The sequence below is a fragment of the Marinimicrobium alkaliphilum genome (assembly GCF_003259155.1).
Classification (GTDB): domain Bacteria; phylum Pseudomonadota; class Gammaproteobacteria; order Pseudomonadales; family Cellvibrionaceae; genus Marinimicrobium_A; species Marinimicrobium_A alkaliphilum.
The window spans coordinates 338,231-361,448 of record NZ_QGMQ01000004.1 but is presented as its reverse complement, the minus strand read 5'-3'; the positions used below and the strand labels follow the sequence as shown (position 1 = coordinate 361,448).

Here is a 23,218-nt window from a genome sequence, read left to right as displayed (position 1 = left end):
CCGGTAGTACCCTCACGAAGTCAGCCACAAAAAAAGCCTCCAGAATGGAGGCTTTTTTTGTTAGAACGGGTGGAAAAGGCGATCAGCTTTTATCGCGTTTGAAGCCGCCCGGTTTCTTGTGCTTGGGCTTGAAACCGGCGGGCTTCTTGCCGGCTGGTTTACCTGGGCCTGACGCCGGACCGCTATCCAGTGAAATATTCATCGGTTGGTTACGCACCCGAACCCGCTTCAACTGCTGAAACTGCTCGTTGGACATGCCAGACGGCAAATCGACCGTGGTGAAATCATCAAACAACTTGATGTGACCGATGTGTTGGCTATCAATCCCCGCCTCATTGGCAATCGCACCGACGATATCGCCGGGACGTACTTCGTGCTTGCGGCCGACTTCGATGCGGTAGCGCTGCATATTCTCGCCCATCTCGCGCTCACGGCGCGGGGCTGACGGGCCTTCACGGCGACCATCGCGGTCGCGGGTACGCTCTTTGCGGGTCATGTCGCGCTTGGGCTTGTCCTGTTTGACGTCTGCAAACTTGACCTGCAAGGGACGTTCTTTCTGTACCAGGTAAGCCAGTGCCGAAGCGATGTCTTCCGGTGCCAGGTCATTGTCGTGACTGTAGGCTGCCAGCAGGTCGTTGAAAAAGGTCAGATCAACTTTCTGCTCAAACACTTCCGTGATCTGCTGTTTGAATTGGTCGATACGCGCGGCGGTCACCGTGGCACCGCTGGGCAGCTCCATGTGCTTGATGGGCTGGCGGGTGGTTTTTTCGATCACGTACAGCAAGCGCTTTTCGCGCGGGGCGACAAACAGAATTGCCTTGCCGCTGCGGCCGGCACGGCCGGTGCGGCCGATGCGGTGAACATAGGCCTCGGCATCGTAAGGGATGTCGTAGTTGACCACATGGCTGACGCGTTCCACGTCGATACCGCGCGCGGCCACGTCGGTGGCGATCACGATATCGAGTTTGCCGTCTTTCAGGCGATCAATGGTGCGTTCGCGCACCTGCTGGTTCATGTCGCCGTTGAGTGCGGCGGCTGAGTAACCGCGCGCTTCGAGACGCTCGGCCAATTCGACGGTGGCGTTTTTGGTGCGCACAAAAATAATCATGCCGTCGAATTCTTCGACTTCGAGAATGCGCGTCAGGGCGTCGAGCTTGTTGGTGCCGCTGACCATCCAGTACACCTGCTCGATATTGTCACCGGTCGTCGTGGTACTGGCGATTTTGATTTCTTGCGGGTTGTTCAGGTAGCTGCTGGCGACGTGACGAATCTGCTTGGGCATGGTAGCCGAGAACAGAGCCGTCTGACGCTCTTTGGGCGTGTGCTCCAGAATCCATTCAACATCGTCAATAAAGCCCATGCGCAGCATTTCGTCGGCTTCATCCAGCACCAGGCTTTTCAGGTGGGACAGGTCCAGGCTGCCGCGACGCAGGTGGTCCATAATCCGGCCCGGGGTGCCCACAACAACGTGCGCGCCGCGACTGAGTCCGCGCAGTTGTCCGCGCATGTCCTGGCCGCCGTAGATCGGCAGTACGTGGAAGCCGGGAATATCGCTGGCGTAGCGATGGAAGGCTTCGGCAACCTGAATGGCGAGCTCGCGGGTGGGTGCCAGTACCAGAATCTGCGGGCTTTTCTGTTTGACGTCCAGGTGTGACAGCAAGGGCAGGGCGAAAGCAGCGGTTTTGCCGGTGCCGGTCTGGGCCATGCCGACGATGTCGCGACCTTCAAGGAGTACGGGAATCGCGGCGGCCTGAATCGGCGACGGCGTTTCATAACCCACGGATTGAATGGCTTTGAGGACAGGCGCGGAGAGGCCCAGCTCGGAAAATAAGGGAGTATCGGAAGACATAAATGCGTAAACCTTGGAGTAACTCACGGCGTGGGGCCGAAAACAGGCGTGTCTGTGCGCGCCTGAAACAGATCAGCGAGAGCCCCGGATGCTGTATGAATGTTTCAGCATCGCCCCGCACTCGTCTGTTTCACTCTTGAGGCTTACTGAAGAAGCGCGGAGTATAGGGGTTGGCGCCAAAAAAAGCCAGTGGTTGTTGAAAATATAACCGGTTCTGTTGCGCCTTCCGTGTTTCGCCACTGCCTTTAGACGTCGGCCGGTACCTGGGGTAGACTGCCTATTTACCGTGATGGAGGAGCCAACCATGGCCAGTGTTTTCAGTATGATTATTGCCGGCGACCTGCCCGGACACTTCGTCTACGAAGATGACCTGGCGGTAGCCTTTATGACCATCCAGCCGATCCGCGAAGGGCATGTGCTGGTGGTGCCGCGGGAGGAGATCGACCATTGGGACGACCTGCCCGAACCGATGGCCATGCACCTGATGAAGGTGTCGCGTACGCTCGCGAAAGCCCTGAAGAAAGCCTATCCGGCCCGGCGTGTGGGCATGATGATTGCCGGACTGGAGGTGCCGCACACGCACATTCACCTGGTGCCGCTCGATACCATGGGTGATCTCAGCTTCGAGCACGCTGGCAATGCCGAGCCCGAGGTACTGGCCGCTGCGGCGGCCAAGATCAAGGCAGCTTTGTAGCAGGCGCCGCAAGTCAGCGCAGTACAGTAATTACCGCAAACCCGATAAACAATACAAACGCACACCAGTGCACCACGTTGAGGGGAATACGGCAGAGTAGCCAGCGGCCTGTGAAGAGCACGGGCAAGTTGGCCAGCAGCATGCCCAGTGTGGTGCCGAGAATGACGGCGATCAAGGCATCGTACTTGGCGGCCAGAATGACGGTGGCAACCTGGGTTTTGTCGCCAATTTCAGCGATAAAAAAGAGCACGCAGGTAGCGACGAAGGGACCGTATTTATCCCAGCGACTGATATTGTCATCAGCTTTGTCCGGTATCAGCACCCAGATGGCGACCGCGACAAAACTGGCAGCGATCAGCCAGGACATCCATTGCGACGGGATGACGTCTGCGAGCCAGACCCCTAAAAGCGCCGAGACCGCATGATTAACCAGTGTCGCCACCAGAATGCCGGCGGCAATAGTCCAGGGCCGGTGGTAGCGGGCGACAAGCAGAAGCGCCAATAATTGGGTTTTATCACCGATCTCCGCAATGGCGACAGCGAGCGTAGAGCCGAAAAAAGCTTCCATGAGTTTGTCTAACCGGGCGGGACTGTGACACAAGAGACAAGCACGCCGCCCCGCCGGAAAGCGTGTTTGTCTCAGGTCTCATCAATCCCTGCCCTGAAGGGCGGGACGCTGTTGCCATGCGCTGTGGCGCAAGTGTGTTGACAGCAGCGCCGACTGGCGGGCCAGTGCGGCAGATTACTCCCCCGAGAGGAGGTGGTTATTATAACGGCTCGGCGTGTGCGGTCAACCGCCCGCCGGGTCAGTCTGCCGTGTAAGGCAGGCGCGGCAACAGCGGTTTGACGTCGGCCAGCGCCCGATCGTAAATGGCACTGACATTGGGTTGCAGACCTTGCTCAATGCGCCGAGACAGCATGGTAACCGGGAACAGGCAGTTCTTGGAGTCATTCAGGCACAGGGCACGACTGCGCCCGAGGTTGTCGGCGTAGACCTTCCATTGGAGTTGGGGAACTTCGGTCTTTAACACGTTGCCGAGCACTGCGCCCAATGCCTGCAGCGTCAACACATCCGAAGGGGGAATGTGATCATCGTCGATCAGGCGCTGAAGCAGCTCCAGGTCGCTTTTGTCGCCGCGGACCCGAACGCCGTAGTGCTGTCGCCCCAGGTCGTCGATTTTCTCGATTTGTTGGGTCAGGTGGTTCTCGTCCATCCAGGCAAAATCCTGGATGACCACGCTTTCGGCATTGGCCGATTGGATGACAAAAATCAGAAGGGCGCCCAGCGCCAGTGACCATATACGCATTAAAAACCTCAAAATCGCCAATAATCGAGCTCAGAGCGTCGTTATAGAGTCCGCATTGGGCGCAAAGTTCGCCACGGAGTCATCCCGCCAGTGTATCAAAAGCGGCTTCGCTGCGCGCTGGCGCGGGCGTCGAGAGCTTGCTATCCTTGGTTCAGGATACGCACAACTACCCATTATAAGGTATTCATGACGCCACTCCGCCTCGCGCTTATCTATCTTTCGTTGTCATTGGTCTGGATTCTGACCTCAGACAGTGTTGTACACTGGCTCTGGGATGACCCCGCGATCCTGCATAAAGCACAGACCTTCAAGGGCTGGGCCTTTGTGAGCGTCACGGCGATGATTGTCTATTTGATGGCACGGCGTCTGCAGAGTGTGATCAGGCGGGAGCTGGCAACCAAGCGCCAGCACCTTGAGGAGCTGCGTCGCAAAGCCTATACCGACGACCTGACCGGGCTGGCGAACCGGCGCCTGGGGCAGCGGGAACTCAGTCGTCTGACCCTCGAACATGCCCAGAGTGGGCGGCCCTTCTACTTGCTGTACTTAGACCTAGACAGTTTCAAACAGATCAACGACACACTGGGTAATGCGGTCGGTGATCAAGTGATTGTCAAAGTGGGGCAGCGCATCGCGGCGGCCTTGGCTGTCGAGCACAGCCTGATTCGCCAGGGCAGTGATGAGTTCATGGTGTTGTTGCCTGGCTGTGACAGCGAGCCCGCGGCGACGTCTGTGGCGCAGATGCTGCTGGAGGCGTTTTCCCAGCCTCTGGTGATTGAAGACATGCAGCTCCAGGTACCCGCCAGCATAGGTATTGCGCGCTTCCCTGAGGACGGAAAAATTCCCGACGTATTGATTCGCAGTGCCAGCCTGGCCTTGCATGAGAGCAAGCGTTTCAAACAGTGCTACAAGTTCTATCGTCCAGATATGAGCGAGGGTATGCGCTACCGCTTTGACCTTGAGGCCAAGCTGCGACGCGCGCTCAGTGAGGAGCGCCTTGAGGTCTACTATCAACCTCTCTACGATGGCGAGCAGCGCATTGTCGGCGCCGAGGCGCTAGCGCGCTGGCAAGAGGACGGCGAGTTCATCTCGCCCGCAGATTTTATCCCCATCGCTGAACATACCGGCCATATTCGGACGTTGGGCTCATGGGTTTTGGCACGGGCCTGTACCGATACGGTCGCATTGAGTCAGGCGCTGGGTTATCCCCTGAAAGTCTCGGTGAATGTATCGCCCAAGCAGTTTGCCAATGGGCACTTGCTGGAAGATGTGCGGCAGGTGTTGGAGGCAAGCGGGTTGGCCCCGGAGCAGCTGATTCTGGAAATCACCGAAGGGGTGTTTCTAAGCAATATTGCCGAGGCCACAGACACCTTGAACTCACTGGTGGCCAAGGGCATCACCATTGCCCTTGATGATTTTGGGCAGGGTTACTCCTCGCTCAGCTATCTGCGTCAACACCCTTTTACCTACCTCAAAATAGACCGCATGTTCGTCCAGGGCATGGAAGAGTCGCGCCAGGATTACGGGTTGGTTCAGGCCAGCGTCGCCATGGCCAAGGCATTGCAGCTGAACGTGGTGGCAGAAGGCGTAGAAACGGCGCGTCAAGCGAGTACCTTGAGTGCACTCGGTGTGGATTACCTCCAGGGCTTTTTCCTCGCACGACCCATGACGTTGGCGGATTATCGGAATCGCCTGGAACAGGTTTTACAGGCGTCGTGAAGCGCCGATCCGCTTTAGTCGTCGTATTGTTTATTGCTGGCGCCCTGGCATTGGGTGGAACCTGGTCTCTTCTTAAGCCAGACCCTGGTCGGGCAGATGCAATCGAGTCGACATCAGTTGATTATGCATTGGATCTGCGTCCCTGCCACTTCTCTCTCTCTTCAGCGATTTCTCCTGATTCGGTGGTGTGCGCCGACCTGGTCGCGCCCGGACACGAGCGTACATTCCGCCTGCCTGTGGTGATCCTGCGCGCGCGGGCTGGGCGAGCCAGTGACGATGCTCTGATCTATTTGCAGGGTGGGCCAGGGGCTGCTGCCGGCTTGCATCGCGATGGCATTGATGAGTGGTTTGACTGGTTGACGTATGTGGAAGCGGGACGCGATCTGATACTGATTGACCCTCGGGGTGTAGGGGAGGGCGAGCCGGCACTATGGTGTGACGCCTATGAGCGTTTCAGTCAGGAGATTCTGGCGCGGCCGGTCAGTCTTGAGACAGAGTTGGCCGAAGGTGCGCTGGTGCTCGATGACTGCTTCCAGCGGCTGGGAGAACGTGGGGACTTTGATCCGGCGGACTACGGAACGCCCCAAAGCGCCCAGGACCTGGCGGCCTTGATGACGTTGCTGGAGAGCTATCAGGGTTTTCATTTACTGGGTGTGTCCTACGGCACGCGCGTGGCCATGGTGGCGGCTGCCGAGAATGATCGGGTCTTGTCGCTGGTGCTCGACTCGCCCTTTCCCGATGGCCGGGGTGGCGCGGAGCAGTGGCCGGAAACCCTCGCCAATGCTCTGGAGCAGCACTTCTCCTGGTGCGACGAGACAGACTGTTATCGCGGTGAAGGCGATTATCGGAACGATTTTTTTCAGGCTCTCGGGAGCCTGCGGCACACGCCCTGGCAGATACGTGTCGAGCGTTGGGGCCGCACTGGCAGCCAGTCGGTCGCGGTCAATGACGACCGTTTTCTGGCTGGGGTATTCAATGCGCTCTATGAAGACAGTGCCTGGCCCCGAGTGCCTGCCGCCGTCGCTGCGGTACACGCGGGCGAGCGCGAGCCTGTGCGCGAGCTGATGACAGCACTGGTGAATCTGGCGTTTTCCGAGGACTGGTTCAGCCTGGTCTACTACGCTGTCGATTGCCAGGATAACCCCGGTATCGATCGGGGCCGCTATCTGAGCGCCGCTGCCGACTACCCGGATTTGTTGCCCTACTTGGCCCCGCTGGCTGAGTACTGGGGTTGCCCCTGGTCTGGCCCCTCTCGCGAGCATGCGTTGACCGTGCCCGTGCCGACCGTACCCGGATTGATTCTGGCCGGCGAGCGGGATCCGATCACCCCGCAGGCGTGGGCCGAGCAGCTTCATCTGGCTTGGCCGGGCAGTCGCCTGGAACTGTTTGAGGGGCGGGGCCACGGCGTTATCTGGTCGGATACGCGCGCTTTGAAACTCGCCAAGGAGCTCTGGCAGAGCGCTGGTGACACACCCTAAGTGCCGGATTTTGCACAAGAATCCCGCAAATTGCTGCCCGTTTGAACAGCTGTAAGCAAGAACCCGCTTTTTTTGAGAAAAAGGGTTGACCGAGACTAAAGTGGCCTATAATATGCGCACCAACTTCAACGGACGAGGTTAGCTACTCCGCCTTAGCTCAGTTGGTAGAGCAAATGACTGTTAATCATTGGGTCGCTGGTTCGAGCCCAGCAGGCGGAGCCAAACATAAAAGCCACCCCACCCCGGGTGGCTTTTTTTATGCCCAATGATTAGCTCCCAGCCACATTGCGTTAAAAGTTGCTGCTATAATAGGCGCCATGTCTCAACCACGCCAGCGTTATAATGCGCTGCTACCGCCGCTGCGAAGTTATTTCGACCGCTACCTGCCCGGGGTGACGGAATACGAACTGATCAGTGAGTTGCGGGCCCAGGGAGCGCTTCCGAAGGACCGGCCAGACACGGGCCTGGCACTCTTTCGTCTGCATTTCCGCCTCTTTAATGCCCTCTACCAGCTGCAAGACGAGTTGATTGAGCAGGGCGTCTGGCTGCAAATCTCCACATTGTCGATTTCCGCTGGCCCAGTGCGCCTGGCCAAGGCGGGTGTTCCTGACGATGGCGTGCGTGTCAGCGACCCACTGCGACTTTTCTATCTGGACTGGACCCACTATGACGAAGCCACTGAGCAGACGGTGGCGTCGCTGCTGGAGGATTTCTGGCGGCGTTTTCGGTCCGGTACCATCAGTTTGTCCGAGCGCGAGGAAGCATTGGCCGAGCTTGAACTGGTCGAGCCGGTGACCTTGCGTGACATCAAGCAACGCTACCGCAAGCTGGCCATGGTGCACCACCCGGATCGCGGAGGCAGCAAAGAGAAATTGCAGCGCCTGAATGCCGCAATGGCGGCGCTCAATCGGTACTACGGCCAGCTCTGATGGCCTTGGTGTGGATGGCCCAGGAGGGCGGCGATCGCTACGAGGTGCGTCGTGCCGGTCAGAATCTGCGTCTCTACACCAACGGTGTATTCCACAGCCAGTACAACTCCAGGCAACCGGTGACCGGCGGCATCTGGGATACCCTGATGTTGCCGGCCTTGGCGCGGCCGCCCGAACATTGTCGCCGGGTTCTGGTGCTCGGCGTCGGCGGCGGCGCAGTCCTCCGTCAGCTGCAGCACTTTGTGCGTCCCACCCTGATGGTCGGCATTGAGCTCAACCCCGTACACCTGTCTGTGGCCCGGCGTTTTTTCGGACTCAAAGGCCCGAACATTGCTTTGCACCAGGCTGATGCCCTGACCTGGGTCGACTACTATCAAGGCCCGCTTTTTGATCTGATTATCGACGATCTCTTCGGGCATGTGGACGGTGAGGCTGAGCGGGTGGTTGCGCCGGATGAACACTGGTGCGGGCGCCTGATAAGGCTATTGAAGCCCGAAGGCACCCTGGTGATCAACTGCGACCGGCCGCGAACCTTGCGCGCTGCAGCGCCGTTGCATGGGTTGCGCGCAGAGTTCACCGCTGGCTGGGCGTTGACGGTGCCGGGCTATGAGAATCAGGTGGGTGCGTTCTTTCGCGCCCCCGTCGATGTCGAAGACTTCCTGCGTCGTTTGCGGGGTTGGCCGGCGCTGGATCAAGGGCGCAGTCGTTGCCGTTTGCGTTATGGGTTGCGCGACATTTTCTAGTGGCTACCCGGCCAACTGAATCTGGCTGAGGGCGAGTACCTTAAAGCTCGGCGTGCGGGCCAGTTCGCGCACCTGACTGAAATGGCGTTCGGCCTTGCGCTCCAGAGGAATGAAGGCGTTGACCACCCAGAGCGAGGTGCCGCCGGGCGCCAGGAGTCGCGCAGCGGCGGTGAGAAAGCGTTCGGTCAATTCGCCTTCAACGGCGAAGCCTTGGTGGAAAGGCGGATTGCACAGGATGAGGTCAAAGCGTTCGTTCAGGGCATCCCCGGCATTGGCCGGGATCACGTCAGCCTCAATGCCGGCAGAGTGCATATTGTGCCGGGCCGCCAGTAGCGCCGCCGCATTGTTGTCTGTAAGTACCCGCCGGTGCGCTGGCAGGTGCGCGCTCATCAGGCTCAGGTAACCGTAGCCACAACCCAGGTCGAGCAGGCTCAGGGGTTCCGGCAGGCTCGGACGCAGGCTGTTCAACTGTTCAATCAGCAGGGCGCTGCCCTGGTCGATCTTCTTCCAGCCAAACAGTCCCGGCTTGCTCCAGAAGGTCAGGTTGCCGTGCTCGGCAATCGGGCGCAGGCGAGGGTAATCGTCGGTGTCCAGTGCCTGGTTCGCATTGGCGTTCGGACTCGCCACCAGCACAGCGGCGTAGACCTCGCCGATCTTCTCCGCGCGGCCCGGGTTACCCAGACGCTGCCCGGCTTTGTCGATGTAGGTCTTGGTACCTTCATTTTTTAAGCCGCACAACAACAGGCGGCCGCCAGGCTTCAGGACCCGGGCCGCCTGATTGATCAGATGGTGGACCACAGGCTTTTCTTTGGAGACCCGGTAAAACATCGCATCGAGACTGTGATCTTCGATGGCATCGAGATCAAAGTCATTGAAATCGGTATCCAGCTCGTGTGCCCGGGCAAGTTCGGCGATATCCCAGCGGTTGCTGATCAGACGTGGTTTGTGAGGCCAGTTGGGGGCGTTGGCCAGCAGGGCGGCGGTAGCGTCGTCGGCGCACAGAAGGGTGCGGCCTTGAGTGCGTCGAATCTGCTGGTCGAGCCAGTGCAGTGGGGCGTCGCTCATCCCAGGCGCTCGATCTCATCCTGCGTCAGGGCGCGAAAGCTGCCCGGTGTCAAATCCGGGTCAAGTGCCAGGGCGCCGATGCGCTCGCGATGCAGGGCGATGACGTGATTGCCAAGCGCGGCAAACATCCGCTTGACCTGATGGTACTTGCCCTCATCAATGGTCAGCAGACACTCGCGTTCGCTCAATTGTTCGAGTTGGGCGGGGCGGGTCGGGTGTCGTTCTCCGCGCAGTTCGATACCTTCGGCGAAGCGCGTTGCTGTGTCTGTAGCAATGGCATCGCGGGTTGATACCCGGTAGGTTTTCGGACAGGCGTGACGGGGGCTGGTGAGTCGGTGATTCCATTGGCCGTCGTCGGTGAGTAACAGTAGTCCGGTGGTATCCAGGTCCAGACGCCCGACAATCTGCAGCGCGCTGGCGCGCGGCAGATCAATCAGGTCGAGTACCGTCGGGTGTTGGCCATCGGTGCGGGCGCACAGATAGCCGGCAGGCTTGTGCAGCATCAGGTAGCGATCCACCGGCCACTGCATGACCTGGCCATCGAGGCAAATAGTGTCGCTGAGCTGAATCGCGCGGGCGGCCTTTTTGACCACCTCGCCGTTGACTGTGACCTCACCGCGCCAGAGGGCGCGCTGGGTCAGGGTGCGGGATAACCCGCTGGTGTGAGCAATGAACTTGTCGAGACGCATCAGCCTTCGGCCTGAATACTGCGCTCGCCGGAATCTACGGTCTGGTAAATCAGGGTGTTGATGGTCATGGGGCCGACGCCACCGGGGACTGGGGTATAGGCCGCGACGCGATCGGTGAGTGGCGCCAGTTCAATATCGCCGACACCGCCAGGGTGGTAGCCGGCATCAACCACCACTGCACCGTCTTTGATCCAGTCGGCTTTGATGAATTCCGGTTTACCCACGGCGCCGACAATGATGTCGGCCTGGCGGATGTGATCGGCCAGGTTGCGGGTGCGGGAGTGACAGATGGTCACCGTAGCGTTGGCGTTGAGCAGCATCATGGCCATGGGCTTGCCCAAAATGGGGCTGCGGCCCACAACCACGGCGTGTTTTCCGCCCAGCTCAATGTCGTAGGCTTCGAGCAGGCGCATGATGCCTTTCGGTGTGGCGCAGCCGTAGGCGGGTTCGCCCATGCTCATGCGGCCAAAGCCCAGGCAGGTGACGCCGTCTACGTCTTTTTCGAGGCTGATGGCGTCGAAGCACAGGCGTTCATCGATCTGCTCGGGTACCGGGTGCTGCAGCAGAATGCCGTGCACGTTCGGGTCCAGATTGAGTTCGTCGATTTTGGTCAGTAATTCTTCGGTCGTGGTTTCGTTCGGGAGGTGTACCCGAATGGATTCCATGCCGATACGCTCACAGGCATTGCCTTTCATTTTGACGTAAGTCGCCGATGCCGGATCTTCACCGACCAGAATAGTCGCCAGGATCGGCGCTTGTCCGCCGCTGGAGGCCTTGATCGCGGCTACGCGTTCAGACAGTTCCTGTTCGGTTTTTTTGGCAAGGGCTTTGCCATCGAGTAGCAGGGCAGTTGACTCTGACATGGGCAGGGTTACCTTAGTGGGCACTGGGTAATGGGCTGTAATGTCTGCGTATCAGGGGAAAGAAGTGGGGTGGCTGACGGGGCTCGAACCCGCGACAACTGGAATCACAATCCAGGACTCTACCAACTGAGCTACAGCCACCATAATGATACGCAAGGGCGTATGCTTCGCAAAAGCTCCGGTGAGCCTGACCAGCTGTGCGCCAATATGGCGCGCCCGGCAGGACTTGAACCTGCGACCATCCGCTTAGAAGGCGGATGCTCTATCCAGCTGAGCTACGGGCGCTTGCTGGAGCTCGACGTCCTGCGGCCAGAAAACGCTGGTCGGAGTGGAGGGATTCGAACCCCCGACATTCTGCTCCCAAAGCAGACGCGCTACCAGGCTGCGCTACACTCCGCTGTGCCGCGACTACCGCGTTTTGCGAGGTGCGCATAATACCCATGCCCACCTGTGACGTCAACGGCCAAAAGCGTATTTTCGTAAAAAATGCCGGGGTTCAACAGCTTAGCGAGGCGTCCCCAATCACCAAGGCTTGTGTCCGGTGCCCGGGCTCGTCAGAATAGAGCGCTTAATGTAAACGCGGAGGCAGTATGCAAGCAGACGATCTCAGTCAGGCAGTGGATTTGGGGATGGCGATGAAGATGGGGATGCGCCGATTGGCGTCGGGGGTCTGTGTATTGTCCACCCGCGACGAGCAGGGTATCCCCTTTGCCATGACCGTGTCCTCGGTGACTTCGGTGTCTGACAGTCCTGCATCGCTACTGGTGTGCGTTAATAAGCAGGTCGCGCTTGAGGGGCATCTCTCAACCTTGGGGAGTCCGTTTGTGGTGAGCATTCTCGCCCACGACCAGCAAGGGGTGTCGAATCTGTGTGCGGGCTTTGCCGGTGAAGACCGCTTTGCCGAGGGCGATTGGCAAGATAATGAGCAGAACCTCCCGTACCTGGCGGATGCGCAGGCCGTGTTTTTCTGTGAGTCTGACCAAGTGAGCAGTTACGGTACTCACCATATCGTCATTGGCAAAATTACCTCGGTGCGTATGAGCAGCCTGAGCGTGGATCCGCTGCTTTATGTTGACGGCGGCTACGCCGCGATTGCGCGGGATGCACACGGTGAGGGTCAGGGTTCTTAAATCGGTAACCTTTATATGGCATTTTTGTGGGTTAACGTGCCCGTTTATATGTAACTAAAGTTTAAAGAAAATGCTTGATTTATGAAACATTGGTTATTACGGCCCGTGCGTGGTTAAGAGTTGCTAACCTTCTTATGCACATCTTGGGAGCACGCCGCATCGAGGCTGCGCAAGCCTTGGGCAAAAACGCTTTAAAAGCTTCTTGACAGATGTAACTTATTGAAAAACAAAAACATTTTCCCTGAGGTCAAATTTTGGCCAATTTGTAGAGGGGGTAGGGATAATGCGGGGTTGGAGCAGTTTCCCAAAAACTATCCACTAAGTTATCCACAGAAAATGTGGAAAAACATTCCGCAATCCCAAAAGATCGCAATCCGGGGGGAAGAATGCGCGATACAGTGAAGGTTTGTGTTCTCGGCGGCGGCAGCTTTGGTACCGCCATTGCCAATATTTCGGCGACCAACGGTCATCCCACATTTTTGTGGATGCGGGATTCGGCACTGGCTGACAGTTGTCACCAGGCACGGGAGAATACCCGCTATTTGCCCGGTTATCCCCTGGCCGACGGTCTGGAGATTACCGGCGACCTCGAGCGCGCCGTGGGTGGCAGCGAGTTGGTGTTTGTTTCGATTCCCAGTCATTCTTTTCGGGCCGTCACGCGCCAGATTAAGCCCTATTTGAGTGCCAGCGCGATGGTGGTCAGCACCGCCAAGGGTATTGAGCCCGATGGCTTCACGCTGATGAGTCAGATCCTGGAGCAGGAGCTGCCCGATCACCCCATCGGGGTCGTCAGCGGCCCCAATTTCGCCCGGGAGATCGTCCAGCATCAGCAGACCGGTACGGTCGTGGCCAGTGAGTATGAGGCGGTGGTGCGCTGCGTGCAGGAGACGCTGCGCTCGGAAACTTTCCGGGTCTACGCCAATACCGATCGCTACGGGGTCGAATTGGGCGGCGCGCTCAAAAACATCTATGCTATTGCCTGTGGTATGGCGGCCGCGCTGGGAGCCGGACATAATACCCAGGCCATGCTGCTCACCCGCAGTTTGGCGGAGATGGGGCGATTTGCGTCGGAGATGGGCGCAAATCCCATGACATTTCTGGGATTGGCCGGGGTCGGCGACCTGATTTTGACCTGTACCTCGGACCTCAGTCGAAACTATCGTGTGGGTTACGAGTTAGGTAAAGGTAAGCCTCTGCAGTCGGTCGTTTCGGGCATCGGCCAGGTGGCTGAAGGCGTCAATACGCTCCAGCAGGTCAAGCGTAAGGCCGATGAGCTCGGGGTCTATATGCCCTTGGTGAGCGGCTTGCACGCCATTATCTTTGAGGGCCGGAGTATCGCCGACGTCGCGCGGCACCTGATGTTGGGCGAGCAAAACACTGATGTGGAATACACGGGACAGACTGCATGAAAACAGAACAACTGAAAATCCATTTATTGTCGGTCAGCACTTGGCTACGCCTGCCTTTCATGCTGCTCTTCTGGGGCATTCTGCAGCTCCTGAAGCTGGCGTTGTTTGTGGTCGTAGTGCTACAGTTTGTGTTTCTGTTGTTTACCGGTGACGACAATGAAAACTTGCGCCGTGCCGGGGCTTCATTGTCCAGCTACGTCTACCAGATTTTGCGCTTTTTGAGTTTTAATACCGAGCAAAAACCCTTTCCCTTTGCCGATTGGCCAGCCGGTGAGCCGGTTGACCTGGACGCGCAGCCGAGTGAAGACCCTCAGGACCGATCATGAAACTTTATATTTTACGCCACGGGCAGGCTGAGGCTCGCGCCGCCAGCGATGCCGAGCGACCTTTGACCACGCGAGGCGAGCGCGAGGTGGCCCGCATGATAGAAGGTGTGCGAGCGGAGCTCGAAGGGTTGACCCAGTTGTGGGCCAGCCCTTATCGCAGAGCTTGTCAGAGCGCCGCTATCGCGGCAGAGATCCTCGATCTCAGCGATACGCTGGAAACGGAGTTGTTGGTCCCTGAGGCGGATCCGGAAAAGCTGTTCGCGCAGCTGCAGGTCTGTGAAGCTGAGGCGGTACTGCTTGTCAGTCACCAGCCTCTGGTCGGTCGCTTGCTCGACCGCCTGTGTGGCACGGAAGCCGGGTATCACACGATGGGTACCGCCAGCCTGGCCCGCGTCGATACTGAACTGGTTGCCGAGGGTTTGGGTGTGCTTACCTGGCTGCGCCATGCCCATGATTGAGGTGGCCTGATGCGCGAGCGGTGTTTCGACATTGACGGCTTGCGTATCGCTGCACGGGAATGGGGGGAGCCCGGCGGCTTGCCGGTGCTCGCCACCCACGGCTGGCTGGACAATTGTGCGAGCTTTGACGCCCTGGCGCCCCGGCTTGAGGGTTGTCACCTTATCGCTCTTGATCTGGCGGGGCACGGTCAGAGTGATCATCGTCCCGGCAGCGCACCTTACAATATCTGGGAGGATGTGGCCGAGGTTTTCGGTGTTGCGGATCAGCTGGGCTGGGAGCGCTTCAACCTGCTCGGGCACTCGCGTGGTGCCATTATCAATGTGCTTTGTGCCGGGACCTTTCCCGAGCGTGTCGAACGCTTGATGCTGATTGAGGGCTTGTGGCCAGAGCCTGCGAGCATTGACGATGCACCGGAGCAATTGGCGCGTTCGATTCTGGGTACGCGTGCGCAGTTGGCCAAGCCAATGACGGTTTACCCGGATCTCGAGCGGGCTATCCGCGCACGCGCGCAGGGGATGTTCCCGCTCAGTTGGGCGGCGGCCAAGGCGCTTACCGAACGCGGGGTAATAGCACTCAGCGAGGGCTATCAGTGGAGTTCGGACCCGCGCCTGCTGGCGCCCTCGGCAGTAAAGTTGACGGTGGATCACCTGCGGGCCTTTGTCGGCCGTATTGGCGCTCCGATTCAGTTGGTGCTTGGCGAGGAGGGCGTTCCCAAGCTCTTTCCGCGCTTTCGCGAGGCGCTGGCGTTGTTTCCGGCCCTCGATATGACCGTGTTGCCCGGTGGACATCATTTACACCTGGAAGCGCAGGCGGCGGAAGTTGCCGCGCACATTCATCAGTTTATGCAGCAGCCACTGCCTGGTAGAGTATCGTGAGTTTCCGTTGTTTCGCGCAGTGGGGTCTGGGGCTTTTGGGCCTCGTGCTCGTTGTGCCAGTGAGTGCCGGGCCTGCCCTTGAGTTGGACGTCTTTCCCGGTGCCCGGGTCATGGTCGAGCAGGTTGAGCATGAGGACAGTTATCTGCTCGCTCTTGGTCGCTATCGCAGCGCCGGACGCGATACCTTGCCGATGCAATCCCAGCGTCTTGCCGGGAACCTGCGCCGTCTGACGCTGGAGCTCCCCAGTAGCCATTCGGCTGAAGAGGGCTTTCGGTTCTACCTGGAGCAGTTGCAGGGGCATACTGTGCGCGAACTTTACGCCTGCGAGAGTCGCGAGTGCGGCCCGAGCAATAGCTGGGCCAATAACCACTTTGGCGTCCTGCAGCTCTATGGCCTGGACCAACATCAGCGTTACGGTGCCTATGAAGTCGTCACGCCGGATCAGGAACGCTTCTATGTTTCGCTCTACAGTGTCCTACGGGGCAACCGTCGGGCCTATGTTCAGGTTGATATCATCAAACCCGATGCCGGTGCGGAAACGGTGTTTCCGCCGGAGACGCTCTATCGCTTACTCAACAGTCAAGGGTATTTTGTGGTCGCCGGTATGGCAGTGAGCGGCTATGGGGATGAACTCGAGGTCGTTATCAGTGATGAATCGGTCGCGGCAGTGGTGCAATTGCTGCGTGCGCGCGAGTCAGTGAAGTTACTGCTGGTTGGCCATGATTACGGCAGTGGCGAGCTGGAACGCCAACGTCAACGCTCACGGGTTTATGCTCAGGCCTTGAAAACGCGACTGGTGCGTCAGGGTATTGAGGAATCTCGTCTGGGCGTAGAGGGGGTGGGTAGTCTTGCTCCCGCAGGGCGTAGCGGGAGCAGTGCGCGCATTGAAGCGGTGTTGGCGCCCCAATAACGGTCTAACGTAGCAGGGACAGGAACTCCATGCGGGTTGACGGGTTGTTGCGGAAGGAGCCGAGCATGGCCGAGGTTTTCATGACCGAGTTCTGCTTCTCGACGCCGCGCATCATCATGCACATATGCTGGGCTTCGATAATCACACCCACACCCGAAGCGTTGGTAATCTCCTGAATGGATTCGGCGATCTGTACGGTCAACTGCTCCTGGATCTGCAGACGGCGCGCGAACATATCGACGATCCGGGCCACTTTTGACAGCCCCAGTACGCTGCCGGTGGGAATATAGGCCACGTGCGCCTTACCGATAAAGGGCAGCAAGTGATGCTCGCACAGAGAGTAGAGTTCGATGTCCTTGACCATGATCATCTCGCTCGAATCCGAGGGGAAGAGGGCGCCGTTAACCACTTGCTCGACGGTTTCACTGTAACCGCGGTTGAGAAAGGCGAAGGCTTTGGCGGCGCGCTCCGGGGTGTCCACCAGGCCCGGGCGGTTCAGGTCTTCGCCAATGCCCTCAATTATCCGGGCAAAATGTTCTTTCATTGTCGTGTCCTTAACCCCTGAGGGCTCTACTGTTTATCTCGGGTGTAAAACAGGGGCGCTAACCCTAAGGGATGGCGCCGCGCGGGTAAAGTCTTTTTTTCGAGCTCACGCAGCCAATACGCGCGCTGAAGCTCGTGGGATCATTTGCGCTCGCAAGCGCCCCTAAACCCAGTACAATAGCGACATTGTGAAGGCGTAATACGCTATTTTACCCAATCCCACGCAAGGATTCTGTATGACTCTGGAAGTCTCTGCCCAATTGTGTCGTGACCTGGTCACCGTTCGAGATTATGTTCGCTGGGGCGCCAGTCAGTTCAACGCCGCTGGCCTCTACTTTGGCCACGGCACTGATAATGCGTGGGATGAGGCGGTGCAGTTGGTGCTGCACGCGCTGCATTTGAGCGAATTCAACAATGCCCAGATTCTCGATGCGCGACTGACCGAAGACGAGCGCATGGCGGTGCTGGCACTGCTGGAGCGGCGCGTCGACGAGCGCCTGCCCGGGGCCTACCTGACCGGCGAAGCCTGGTTTGCGGGCCTGAAATTCCACGTCGATGAGCGTGTGCTGGTGCCGCGCTCACCGATGGCCGAGCTGATCGAGAAAGGCTTTGAGCCCTGGTTGACGGAGGAGCCTGCGCAGATTCTGGATATGTGTACCGGCAGCGGCTGTATCGGCATCGCCTGTGCCTACGCCTTCCCTGACGCGCAGGTGGATCTGAGCGATATCTCGGAAGAGGCGTTGGCGGTGGCCGAGCAGAATATCGCTCGTCACCAGGTGGCCGAGCGCGTTCGGGCGTTGCACTCGGATCTTTTTGCCGGGCTCGGCAATCAGCGCTATGACCTGATCGTCAGTAATCCGCCCTACGTGGACGCCCGGGACCTGGCGGAGATGCCGGCGGAATATCAGGCTGAACCCTCCGTTGGCCTGGGGTCGGGCGACGATGGTCTGGATTTTACCCGTCGGTTGTTGCGCGAAGCGCGGCAGTACCTGACCGATCAGGGGCTGTTGGTGGTTGAGGTGGGTAATAGCTGGCCGGCTCTGGAGCAGGCCTTCCCCGAGCTGCCCTTTACCTGGATTGAATTTGAACGCGGCGGTCATGGCGTTTTCGCGCTGCGAGCCCAAGATCTGGATGCGCTCTGACCGACAGGCGATTGCACCGTGTGTGGCTCGAATCCGTCTGTACTCTGGCGTATAATCCGGCGCTTTGTGGCCCCGCGTCGGGCTGACTGAACCTGAATTGATAAGGCAACTACCATGTCCGGTAATACTTTTGGCAAGCTGTTTACAGTCACCTCCTTTGGCGAAAGTCACGGGCCTGCCCTTGGGTGTATTGTCGACGGTTGTCCTCCGGGGCTGGCGCTGAGCGAAGCGGACCTGCAGCACGACCTGGACCGGCGCAAACCGGGTCAGTCGCGCTACACCACTCAGCGGCGTGAAGCGGATCAGGTAAGGATTCTCTCGGGCGTCTTCGAGGGGAAAACCACCGGCACTCCCATCGGTCTGATGATTGAGAACACCGACCAGCGCTCCAAGGACTACTCCAAAATCAAGGATCAGTTTCGCCCCGCCCACGCCGACTACACCTACATGCACAAGTACGGCATTCGCGATTACCGGGGTGGCGGTCGCTCTTCGGCACGCGAAACTGCCATGCGGGTGGCCGCCGGCGCCATTGCCAAGAAGTATTTGAAAGCCCATTTCGGTATCGAGGTGCGTGGCTACCTGTCCCAATTGGGGCCGGTCAAAATCGAATCGGTGGACTGGGATCAGATTGATCAGAACCCGTTTTTCTGCCCGGATGCGAGCAAGGTGCCGGAAATGGAGACCTACATGCAGGCGCTCACCAAAGAGGGTAACTCGGTCGGGGCGCGCATCAGCGTCGTGGCGACCGGTGTGATGCCGGGCCTGGGTGAACCGATTTTTGATCGCCTGGATGCGGAATTGGCGCACGGCCTGATGAGTATCAATGCGGTCAAAGGTGTAGAAATTGGCGCGGGCTTCGATTCGGTGGCGCAGAAGGGTACCGAGCATCGGGATGAGCTCACGCCGGAAGGTTTTCTCTCCAATCACGCCGGCGGCATTCTCGGCGGGATCTCCTCGGGCCAGGATATCGTGGCGCATATTGCACTCAAGCCCACGTCCAGCCTGCGGGTGCCGGGGCGCAGCATCGACGTCAACGGGGACCCGGTTGAGGTCATCACTACCGGTCGTCACGACCCCTGTGTGGGTATTCGCGCGACGCCGATCGCCGAGGCGATGATGGCCCTGGTACTGATGGATCATCTACTGCGCCACCGCGCCCAGAATGCCGAGGTGCAGCATAAGGTGCCGCAGATCCCCGCTCAGGCGCGGTAATGGGTTGCACCGGGAGTCTCTAGCATGGCACTGCCGTACTGGCGCCTGTCCGGCTTTTATTTTTTCTACTTCGCGGTACTCGGGGCCCTGATTCCCTATTGGGGTCTCTATCTGAAATCCCTCGGTTATTCGTCGCAAGAAATCGGCATGATTGGCGCCCTGATCATGGGCACCAAAATTGTCGGCCCCAATTTCTGGGGCTGGGTGGCGGATCGCACCGGCGAGCGTCTGCGCTATATCCGGCTCGGGGCATTTCTGTCCTGCGTGTTCTTTGCGGGGCTGTTCATCCGCCAGGATTTTCTCTGGGTTGCCTTGGTGGTGACCTGCTATACCTTTTTCTGGAATGCCATTCAGGCCCAATTCGAGGTGCTGACCCTCGGTCATCTCGGGCGTGATTACGAGCGCTATAGCCGTATACGACTCTGGGGCTCAGTGGGATTCATTGTTGCGGTGGTCGGACTCGGATGGGTGTTTGACTGGTTGCCAATCGATACCCTGCCAATCTTCCTGTTAACGTTTCTCTTGCTGATATGGGGTTCAAGCCTCACCGTGGGAGAGCGTGCCCACACCGTGCGGGAGAGCGGGCACGCAGAGGCGGCCGGGAGTTTTGCTCGCCAGTTGCTGTCCCGCCCGGTGCTCTGCTTTTACGGCCTGATCTTTCTGCTCCAGCTCAGTCACGGGCCTTACTACACCTTCTACAGTCTGTATTTGGTGGAGCAGTACGGCTATACGCGCACCGCGACGGGCCTTCTGTGGGGCCTGGGTGTACTGGCGGAAGTGGGCATTTTCATGGTGATGCATCGCCTGTTGATGCGCTTCAGTGTACGCCAGCTGCTGCTTGCCAGCCTTGTATTGACAGCAGCCCGCTGGCTGATGATCGGCTTCTGGGCCCATAGCCTGAGCTTGCTGATACTCGCTCAACTCTTGCATGCCTTCAGTTTTGCGGTGGCCCACGCCGCCGGGGTAGAGTGGGTTCGGCGTCAGTTTGGCGGGCGTCACCACGGCCAGGGCCAGGCGCTCTACAGCGCCATGAGTTTTGGTGCCGGTGGTTCCGCTGGGGCGTTGATCAGCGGTATGCTTTGGGATGTGGGTGCGACCCTCACTTTTGTCATTGCGGCCGGCGCAGCTTTAGCCGGGTTCCTTTTGGCCTGGTGGGGGTTGCGCAATCCCGTGAGGAGCGATTCATGACCGATAACTTACGTTTGACGCTGCTTCAGGACAGCCTTATTCCTGAGGACCCGGCCGCAAATCTGGCGCGCTGGGACCGGCACCTGGCTGGCTGTGGGGACGCTGACCTGGTGGTGCTTCCGGAAGTGTTTACTACCGGTTTCTGTCCGGGCGCGCGGGCCCACGCGGAACGGCCGAATGGTAAGGCCTATCGCTGGATGGCCGAGTGGGCCGCGCGGCTGGATACCGTGATTACCGGGAGTCTGGTGGTGCAAGTGGGTAACGCCTATGTCAATCGACTGGTCTGGATGCGGCCGGACGGGGACTATCAGGAGTACGACAAGCGTCACCTGTTTCGCATGGCCGGGGAGCATGAGCGTTATGCTATGGGGCGCGAGCGCCTGGTGGTTGAGTGGCGCGGTTGGCGCATACTGCCTTTGATTTGCTACGACCTGCGTTTTCCCGTCTGGAGTCGTAACCGGGATGACTATGACCTGGCCCTTTACGTTGCCAATTGGCCAGCGGCGCGGCGCCTGCATTGGCAGCGCCTGCTGCAGGCACGTGCGATTGAAAACCTGAGTGTCGTGGTCGGCGTCAACCGTATCGGTGCCGATACGCAGGGGCAGGAGTACAGCGGTGATTCCGCAGTCTATGGGGCTGATGGTCGAACGTTGCTGGAGGCGAAGGCTGAAGCCGGGGCTTTTTCGGTCAATCTGGTACTCGGGGAACTGGACACTTACCGCAGTGCTTTTCCCGCACACCTGGATGCGGACAGCTTTTCGCTGGATATAGAGGAATAAATCGGGGCGCGACGCGCCCCGACGGTCAGGCAGGCTTAGAAGCGGATGGTCGCGCCCAAGTAGGCGCCTTTGAAGCTGGCGTCAGCCTGGGTATCTTCGTCGTACTCTACTGTCAAGTCGCGATAGCCCAGTTCCAATCCAAAGTCTACGGCAACAAAATCAAAGGTGTAACCTACCTTCGCGGCGTAGTCACTGATTTTGTTGTCGCCCGCGCTAATCATATACAGGTCTAAACCGGCGTAGAAGCCGCTCATGGGCAGGTTCACTTGCGCGCCGGCGTAGGCCAGAGGAATCCAGGCGTCGATGTCTACACGCTCGTCCTGATTGACATCAACGGAAGCGGCGCTGGCGTAACCACCAAACTTACGCAGTGCAACACCCAAATCCAGTTCGACGATGTTGTCCAGCAATTCGTAGTAAATCACAACGTCGGTATGGCTCAGATCAAGCTCGGTTGCGACCTCGGTACCGGCTTGAAAAGTCTCGTTGTTCAGGGTGAAATTGCTGGTCAAGACGGCCGTGCTGGTGTCGTTAATGTTGGTGCGTTGAATGCGGGCGTTGGGGATCAACGGCAGAAAGTGTTCCACGCCAACGTAAAAATAGCCGTTGTTGGTGTCGTCGTAGCCGAGGCCTTCGATGCTGGTATCGGAGGTGCCCAGGTCACCGCTGAATTCGGTTTGCCAGATGCCCGCGCCGCCGTACAGCGCCAGGAAATCGGCCGAGGCCAAAGGGGCGGTCGCAAGGAGGCTGGTGGCGAGAGCCAGTTTTTTCATCGTCATGTTGTGCTCACTCTTCTTTTAACGTGGGTGGATAAGCCTTTATGCCCGTATCTTAGCAGAAACCAGCGTGTGATTAAGTGACTCAGACAACACTTTGCTACGCCAGCAGGCGGGTAAAGGCACGCGCAGCGTTGCTGGGGCTGCGTTGGCGATGACGGATACAGCCCAACTGCCGAGTGACGATGGGTTTGGAGACCGGCAAAACTCTGACCTGCGCGTCGATCATGGTGTCGGGGAGTACACCCCAGCCCAATTCCAGCGAGATCATCATTTTCAGTGTGTCCAGATGATTGCTCACCATGCCCACATCCAGGCTCAGCTGCTGCAGATCAAACTCCTGGCGGATCAGGCGGGTGGTGTAAGTGTCCTGGTCGGGCAAGAGAGCGGGCCACTGGCTCAGGTCACTCAGGGTTAACGATGATTTTGATGCCAGCGGGTGCTCTGGTGCCGCCACAAACCGGAGTCGGTCCTGCCACACCACCTGGGTATCAACCCGGGTATCCAGTTGCGGCGACAGGGTGATGACCGCCAGTTCAAAGTGACCCTGAAGTACCTCGTCGTACGCTTGCTCGGAGTCCAGAAAGTGCAAGTCGAGGCGGACGTCAGGGTAGTCTCGCGTGAACTGGCGCAGTACCGGAGGCAATCGATGCAGGCCGATATGGTGGCTAGTGGCGAGACTCAAGGTGCCTTTGATGTCCCCCTGGAGGTCAGCGATGATCTGTTGCGCATCGGTCATGTCCTGAAGGATCTGGCGCGCTTTGGGGAGCAGTGCGAGGCCCGCCTGGGTCAGTGCCGTGGTGCGCCCGAAGCGGTCGAACACTGGGGTGCCCAGCTGCTGTTCCAGGCTGGCAATGCGTTTGCTCACCGCCGGTTGGGTGAGGTGCAGTTGCTCGGCAGCGCCGGAAAACGAGTGGTTTTCAGCGACGGCGATGAAGGCTTGAAGCTGTTGAGTATCCATGGGGTTGAGTATTCCGTATTCCTTTTTGGAATGCAATAGATGAAAAATATGAATTTGAGTTATTGGGTGCTCCCGCTTACAATAGCGTCATAGCTTGTGGCGACCGTGTCAGGTAGCGGGGTTGGGGACACGCTGTGAATACGGTCCTTGTACGCTTGAAGTCGGCATCCA

24 protein-coding genes and 4 tRNA genes are annotated in these 23,218 nt (G+C 58.8%); 16 read left to right on the top strand and 12 right to left on the bottom strand.

The features are described from left to right. Positions 1 to 82: 82 nt before the first annotated feature. Positions 83 to 1,849 (bottom strand): DEAD/DEAH box helicase, encoded by a 1,767-nt coding sequence (locus tag DKW72_RS08970; protein ID WP_111642005.1) that lies wholly within the window; start codon positions 1,847 to 1,849, stop codon positions 83 to 85. Positions 1,850 to 2,153: 304 nt separating this feature from the next. On the opposite strand from DKW72_RS08970, the gene DKW72_RS08965 reads away from it, so the two are divergent. Continuing rightward, entirely contained in the window at positions 2,154 to 2,543 is a 390-nt protein-coding gene (locus DKW72_RS08965; protein ID WP_111642004.1) for an HIT family protein, read from the top strand. A 13-nt stretch (positions 2,544 to 2,556) separates the two neighbouring features. On the opposite strand, the gene DKW72_RS08960 is transcribed toward DKW72_RS08965, so the two are convergent. Further along, positions 2,557 to 3,111 carry a TMEM165/GDT1 family protein gene (locus tag DKW72_RS08960; RefSeq protein WP_111642003.1) on the bottom strand — a complete coding sequence of 185 codons (555 nt, stop codon included), beginning with the start codon at positions 3,109 to 3,111 and terminating at the stop codon, positions 2,557 to 2,559. Positions 3,112 to 3,349: 238 nt separating this feature from the next. Then, positions 3,350 to 3,850: a DUF3806 domain-containing protein gene (locus tag DKW72_RS08955; protein WP_111642002.1), complete on the bottom strand. Its 501-nt coding sequence runs from the start codon at positions 3,848 to 3,850 to the stop codon at positions 3,350 to 3,352. 186 nt (positions 3,851 to 4,036) lie between these two features. Between DKW72_RS08955 and DKW72_RS08950 the strand changes: the two genes are divergently transcribed. From DKW72_RS08950 to DKW72_RS08930, 5 genes are all read left to right on the top strand, one after another. Then, positions 4,037 to 5,566, top strand: a complete 1,530-nt coding sequence (locus DKW72_RS08950) for a putative bifunctional diguanylate cyclase/phosphodiesterase (RefSeq protein WP_111642001.1) — start codon at positions 4,037 to 4,039, stop codon at positions 5,564 to 5,566. A gap of 128 nt (positions 5,567 to 5,694) precedes the next feature. Continuing rightward, positions 5,695 to 7,044 (top strand): alpha/beta fold hydrolase, encoded by a 1,350-nt coding sequence (locus tag DKW72_RS08945; RefSeq protein ID WP_157960443.1) that lies wholly within the window; start codon positions 5,695 to 5,697, stop codon positions 7,042 to 7,044. Between the two features lie 146 nt (positions 7,045 to 7,190). Continuing rightward, positions 7,191 to 7,266, top strand: a tRNA-Asn gene (locus DKW72_RS08940). Positions 7,267 to 7,361: 95 nt separating this feature from the next. Then, positions 7,362 to 7,973, top strand: a complete 612-nt coding sequence (locus DKW72_RS08935) for a DNA-J related domain-containing protein (protein WP_111641999.1) — start codon at positions 7,362 to 7,364, stop codon at positions 7,971 to 7,973. Continuing rightward, on the top strand, positions 7,973 to 8,716 hold the full coding sequence (locus DKW72_RS08930) for a spermidine synthase (protein ID WP_111641998.1): 744 nt from the start codon (positions 7,973 to 7,975) through the stop codon (positions 8,714 to 8,716). The genes DKW72_RS08935 and DKW72_RS08930 overlap by 1 nt, the downstream gene beginning before the upstream one ends. A gap of 3 nt (positions 8,717 to 8,719) precedes the next feature. Here the strand turns inward: DKW72_RS08930 and DKW72_RS08925 are convergent, their stop codons facing one another. The 6 genes from DKW72_RS08925 to DKW72_RS08900 all read right to left on the bottom strand — a co-directional run bounded on the left by DKW72_RS08925 (position 8,720) and on the right by DKW72_RS08900 (position 11,730). Then, entirely contained in the window at positions 8,720 to 9,781 is a 1,062-nt protein-coding gene (locus tag DKW72_RS08925; RefSeq protein ID WP_111641997.1) for a methyltransferase, read from the bottom strand. After that, a complete protein-coding gene (rsuA, locus tag DKW72_RS08920) occupies positions 9,778 to 10,470 on the bottom strand; it encodes a 16S rRNA pseudouridine(516) synthase RsuA (RefSeq protein ID WP_111641996.1) in 693 nt (230 codons plus the stop codon). The genes DKW72_RS08925 and rsuA overlap by 4 nt, the downstream gene beginning before the upstream one ends. After that, positions 10,470 to 11,333 carry a bifunctional methylenetetrahydrofolate dehydrogenase/methenyltetrahydrofolate cyclohydrolase FolD gene (gene folD / locus DKW72_RS08915; RefSeq protein WP_111641995.1) on the bottom strand — a complete coding sequence of 288 codons (864 nt, stop codon included), beginning with the start codon at positions 11,331 to 11,333 and terminating at the stop codon, positions 10,470 to 10,472. Before folD ends, rsuA begins: the two co-directional genes overlap by 1 nt. Positions 11,334 to 11,398: 65 nt before the next feature. Then, positions 11,399 to 11,474: transfer RNA gene (locus DKW72_RS08910), tRNA-His, on the bottom strand. Positions 11,475 to 11,541: 67 nt separating this feature from the next. Next, positions 11,542 to 11,618, bottom strand: a tRNA-Arg gene (locus DKW72_RS08905). Positions 11,619 to 11,653: 35 nt separating this feature from the next. After that, positions 11,654 to 11,730 (bottom strand) — tRNA-Pro (locus tag DKW72_RS08900). Positions 11,731 to 11,923: 193 nt separating this feature from the next. Here DKW72_RS08900 and DKW72_RS08895 point away from each other — a divergent pair. From DKW72_RS08895 to DKW72_RS08870, 6 genes are all read left to right on the top strand, one after another. Beyond that, on the top strand, positions 11,924 to 12,463 hold the full coding sequence (locus tag DKW72_RS08895) for a flavin reductase family protein (RefSeq protein ID WP_111641994.1): 540 nt from the start codon (positions 11,924 to 11,926) through the stop codon (positions 12,461 to 12,463). Positions 12,464 to 12,849: 386 nt separating this feature from the next. Further along, entirely contained in the window at positions 12,850 to 13,872 is a 1,023-nt protein-coding gene (locus tag DKW72_RS08890) for an NAD(P)H-dependent glycerol-3-phosphate dehydrogenase (protein ID WP_111641993.1), read from the top strand. Continuing rightward, positions 13,869 to 14,198 carry a DUF4389 domain-containing protein gene (locus tag DKW72_RS08885; RefSeq protein ID WP_111641992.1) on the top strand — a complete coding sequence of 110 codons (330 nt, stop codon included), beginning with the start codon at positions 13,869 to 13,871 and terminating at the stop codon, positions 14,196 to 14,198. Before DKW72_RS08890 ends, DKW72_RS08885 begins: the two co-directional genes overlap by 4 nt. Beyond that, complete coding sequence (gene sixA / locus DKW72_RS08880) at positions 14,195 to 14,656, top strand: phosphohistidine phosphatase SixA (RefSeq protein ID WP_111641991.1); 462 nt, start codon at positions 14,195 to 14,197, stop codon at positions 14,654 to 14,656. The genes DKW72_RS08885 and sixA overlap by 4 nt, the downstream gene beginning before the upstream one ends. Positions 14,657 to 14,665: 9 nt before the next feature. After that, positions 14,666 to 15,532 (top strand): alpha/beta fold hydrolase, encoded by an 867-nt coding sequence (locus DKW72_RS08875; RefSeq protein ID WP_111641990.1) that lies wholly within the window; start codon positions 14,666 to 14,668, stop codon positions 15,530 to 15,532. Then, a complete protein-coding gene (locus tag DKW72_RS08870; RefSeq protein ID WP_111641989.1) occupies positions 15,529 to 16,443 on the top strand; it encodes a DUF4892 domain-containing protein in 915 nt (304 codons plus the stop codon). The genes DKW72_RS08875 and DKW72_RS08870 overlap by 4 nt, the downstream gene beginning before the upstream one ends. 4 nt (positions 16,444 to 16,447) lie before the next feature. Here the strand turns inward: DKW72_RS08870 and folE are convergent, their stop codons facing one another. Continuing rightward, positions 16,448 to 16,987 (bottom strand): GTP cyclohydrolase I FolE, encoded by a 540-nt coding sequence (gene folE, locus DKW72_RS08865; RefSeq protein WP_111641988.1) that lies wholly within the window; start codon positions 16,985 to 16,987, stop codon positions 16,448 to 16,450. A gap of 235 nt (positions 16,988 to 17,222) precedes the next feature. Here folE and prmB point away from each other — a divergent pair, with 235 nt between their 5' ends. The 4 genes from prmB (at position 17,223) to DKW72_RS08845 (ending at position 21,310) form a co-directional block, all read left to right on the top strand. Then, positions 17,223 to 18,128, top strand: a complete 906-nt coding sequence (prmB, locus tag DKW72_RS08860; RefSeq protein ID WP_111641987.1) for a 50S ribosomal protein L3 N(5)-glutamine methyltransferase — start codon at positions 17,223 to 17,225, stop codon at positions 18,126 to 18,128. A gap of 114 nt (positions 18,129 to 18,242) precedes the next feature. Beyond that, complete coding sequence (gene aroC / locus DKW72_RS08855; protein ID WP_111641986.1) at positions 18,243 to 19,343, top strand: chorismate synthase; 1,101 nt, start codon at positions 18,243 to 18,245, stop codon at positions 19,341 to 19,343. 24 nt (positions 19,344 to 19,367) lie between these two features. Then, positions 19,368 to 20,531 carry an MFS transporter gene (locus tag DKW72_RS08850; protein WP_198411286.1) on the top strand — a complete coding sequence of 388 codons (1,164 nt, stop codon included), beginning with the start codon at positions 19,368 to 19,370 and terminating at the stop codon, positions 20,529 to 20,531. Continuing rightward, the gene (locus DKW72_RS08845) at positions 20,528 to 21,310 is read left to right on the top strand and encodes an amidohydrolase (protein ID WP_111641985.1); all 783 of its coding nucleotides are present in this window, start codon (positions 20,528 to 20,530) and stop codon (positions 21,308 to 21,310) included. The genes DKW72_RS08850 and DKW72_RS08845 overlap by 4 nt, the downstream gene beginning before the upstream one ends. A 35-nt stretch (positions 21,311 to 21,345) precedes the next feature. Here DKW72_RS08845 and DKW72_RS08840 read toward each other — a convergent pair whose 3' ends face one another. Next, entirely contained in the window at positions 21,346 to 22,089 is a 744-nt protein-coding gene (locus tag DKW72_RS08840; RefSeq protein WP_111641984.1) for a TIGR04219 family outer membrane beta-barrel protein, read from the bottom strand. A 97-nt stretch (positions 22,090 to 22,186) separates the two neighbouring features. Then, positions 22,187 to 23,047, bottom strand: coding sequence for a LysR family transcriptional regulator (locus tag DKW72_RS08835; RefSeq protein ID WP_111641983.1), 861 nt, complete (start codon positions 23,045 to 23,047; stop codon positions 22,187 to 22,189). Positions 23,048 to 23,218 lie beyond the last annotated feature (171 nt).

Bases quoted from the DNA above. Each gene is read 5' to 3' on its own strand.
- DKW72_RS08970 (WP_111642005.1), bottom strand. From the start codon at position 1,849: ATGTCTTCCGATACTCCCTTATTTTCCGAGCTGGGCCTCTCCGCGCCT.
- DKW72_RS08965 (WP_111642004.1), top strand. From the start codon at position 2,154: ATGGCCAGTGTTTTCAGTATGATTATTGCCGGCGACCTGCCCGGACAC.
- DKW72_RS08960 (WP_111642003.1), bottom strand. From the start codon at position 3,111: ATGGAAGCTTTTTTCGGCTCTACGCTCGCTGTCGCCATTGCGGAGATC.
- DKW72_RS08955 (WP_111642002.1), bottom strand. From the start codon at position 3,850: ATGCGTATATGGTCACTGGCGCTGGGCGCCCTTCTGATTTTTGTCATC.
- DKW72_RS08950 (WP_111642001.1), top strand. From the start codon at position 4,037: ATGACGCCACTCCGCCTCGCGCTTATCTATCTTTCGTTGTCATTGGTC.
- DKW72_RS08935 (WP_111641999.1), top strand. From the start codon at position 7,362: ATGTCTCAACCACGCCAGCGTTATAATGCGCTGCTACCGCCGCTGCGA.
- DKW72_RS08930 (WP_111641998.1), top strand. From the start codon at position 7,973: ATGGCCTTGGTGTGGATGGCCCAGGAGGGCGGCGATCGCTACGAGGTG.
- DKW72_RS08925 (WP_111641997.1), bottom strand. From the start codon at position 9,781: ATGAGCGACGCCCCACTGCACTGGCTCGACCAGCAGATTCGACGCACT.
- rsuA (WP_111641996.1), bottom strand. From the start codon at position 10,470: ATGCGTCTCGACAAGTTCATTGCTCACACCAGCGGGTTATCCCGCACC.
- folD (WP_111641995.1), bottom strand. From the start codon at position 11,333: ATGTCAGAGTCAACTGCCCTGCTACTCGATGGCAAAGCCCTTGCCAAA.
- DKW72_RS08895 (WP_111641994.1), top strand. From the start codon at position 11,924: ATGCAAGCAGACGATCTCAGTCAGGCAGTGGATTTGGGGATGGCGATG.
- DKW72_RS08890 (WP_111641993.1), top strand. From the start codon at position 12,850: ATGCGCGATACAGTGAAGGTTTGTGTTCTCGGCGGCGGCAGCTTTGGT.
- DKW72_RS08885 (WP_111641992.1), top strand. From the start codon at position 13,869: ATGAAAACAGAACAACTGAAAATCCATTTATTGTCGGTCAGCACTTGG.
- sixA (WP_111641991.1), top strand. From the start codon at position 14,195: ATGAAACTTTATATTTTACGCCACGGGCAGGCTGAGGCTCGCGCCGCC.
- DKW72_RS08875 (WP_111641990.1), top strand. From the start codon at position 14,666: ATGCGCGAGCGGTGTTTCGACATTGACGGCTTGCGTATCGCTGCACGG.
- folE (WP_111641988.1), bottom strand. From the start codon at position 16,987: ATGAAAGAACATTTTGCCCGGATAATTGAGGGCATTGGCGAAGACCTG.
- prmB (WP_111641987.1), top strand. From the start codon at position 17,223: ATGACTCTGGAAGTCTCTGCCCAATTGTGTCGTGACCTGGTCACCGTT.
- aroC (WP_111641986.1), top strand. From the start codon at position 18,243: ATGTCCGGTAATACTTTTGGCAAGCTGTTTACAGTCACCTCCTTTGGC.
- DKW72_RS08850 (WP_198411286.1), top strand. From the start codon at position 19,368: ATGGCACTGCCGTACTGGCGCCTGTCCGGCTTTTATTTTTTCTACTTC.
- DKW72_RS08845 (WP_111641985.1), top strand. From the start codon at position 20,528: ATGACCGATAACTTACGTTTGACGCTGCTTCAGGACAGCCTTATTCCT.
- DKW72_RS08840 (WP_111641984.1), bottom strand. From the start codon at position 22,089: ATGACGATGAAAAAACTGGCTCTCGCCACCAGCCTCCTTGCGACCGCC.
- DKW72_RS08835 (WP_111641983.1), bottom strand. From the start codon at position 23,047: ATGGATACTCAACAGCTTCAAGCCTTCATCGCCGTCGCTGAAAACCAC.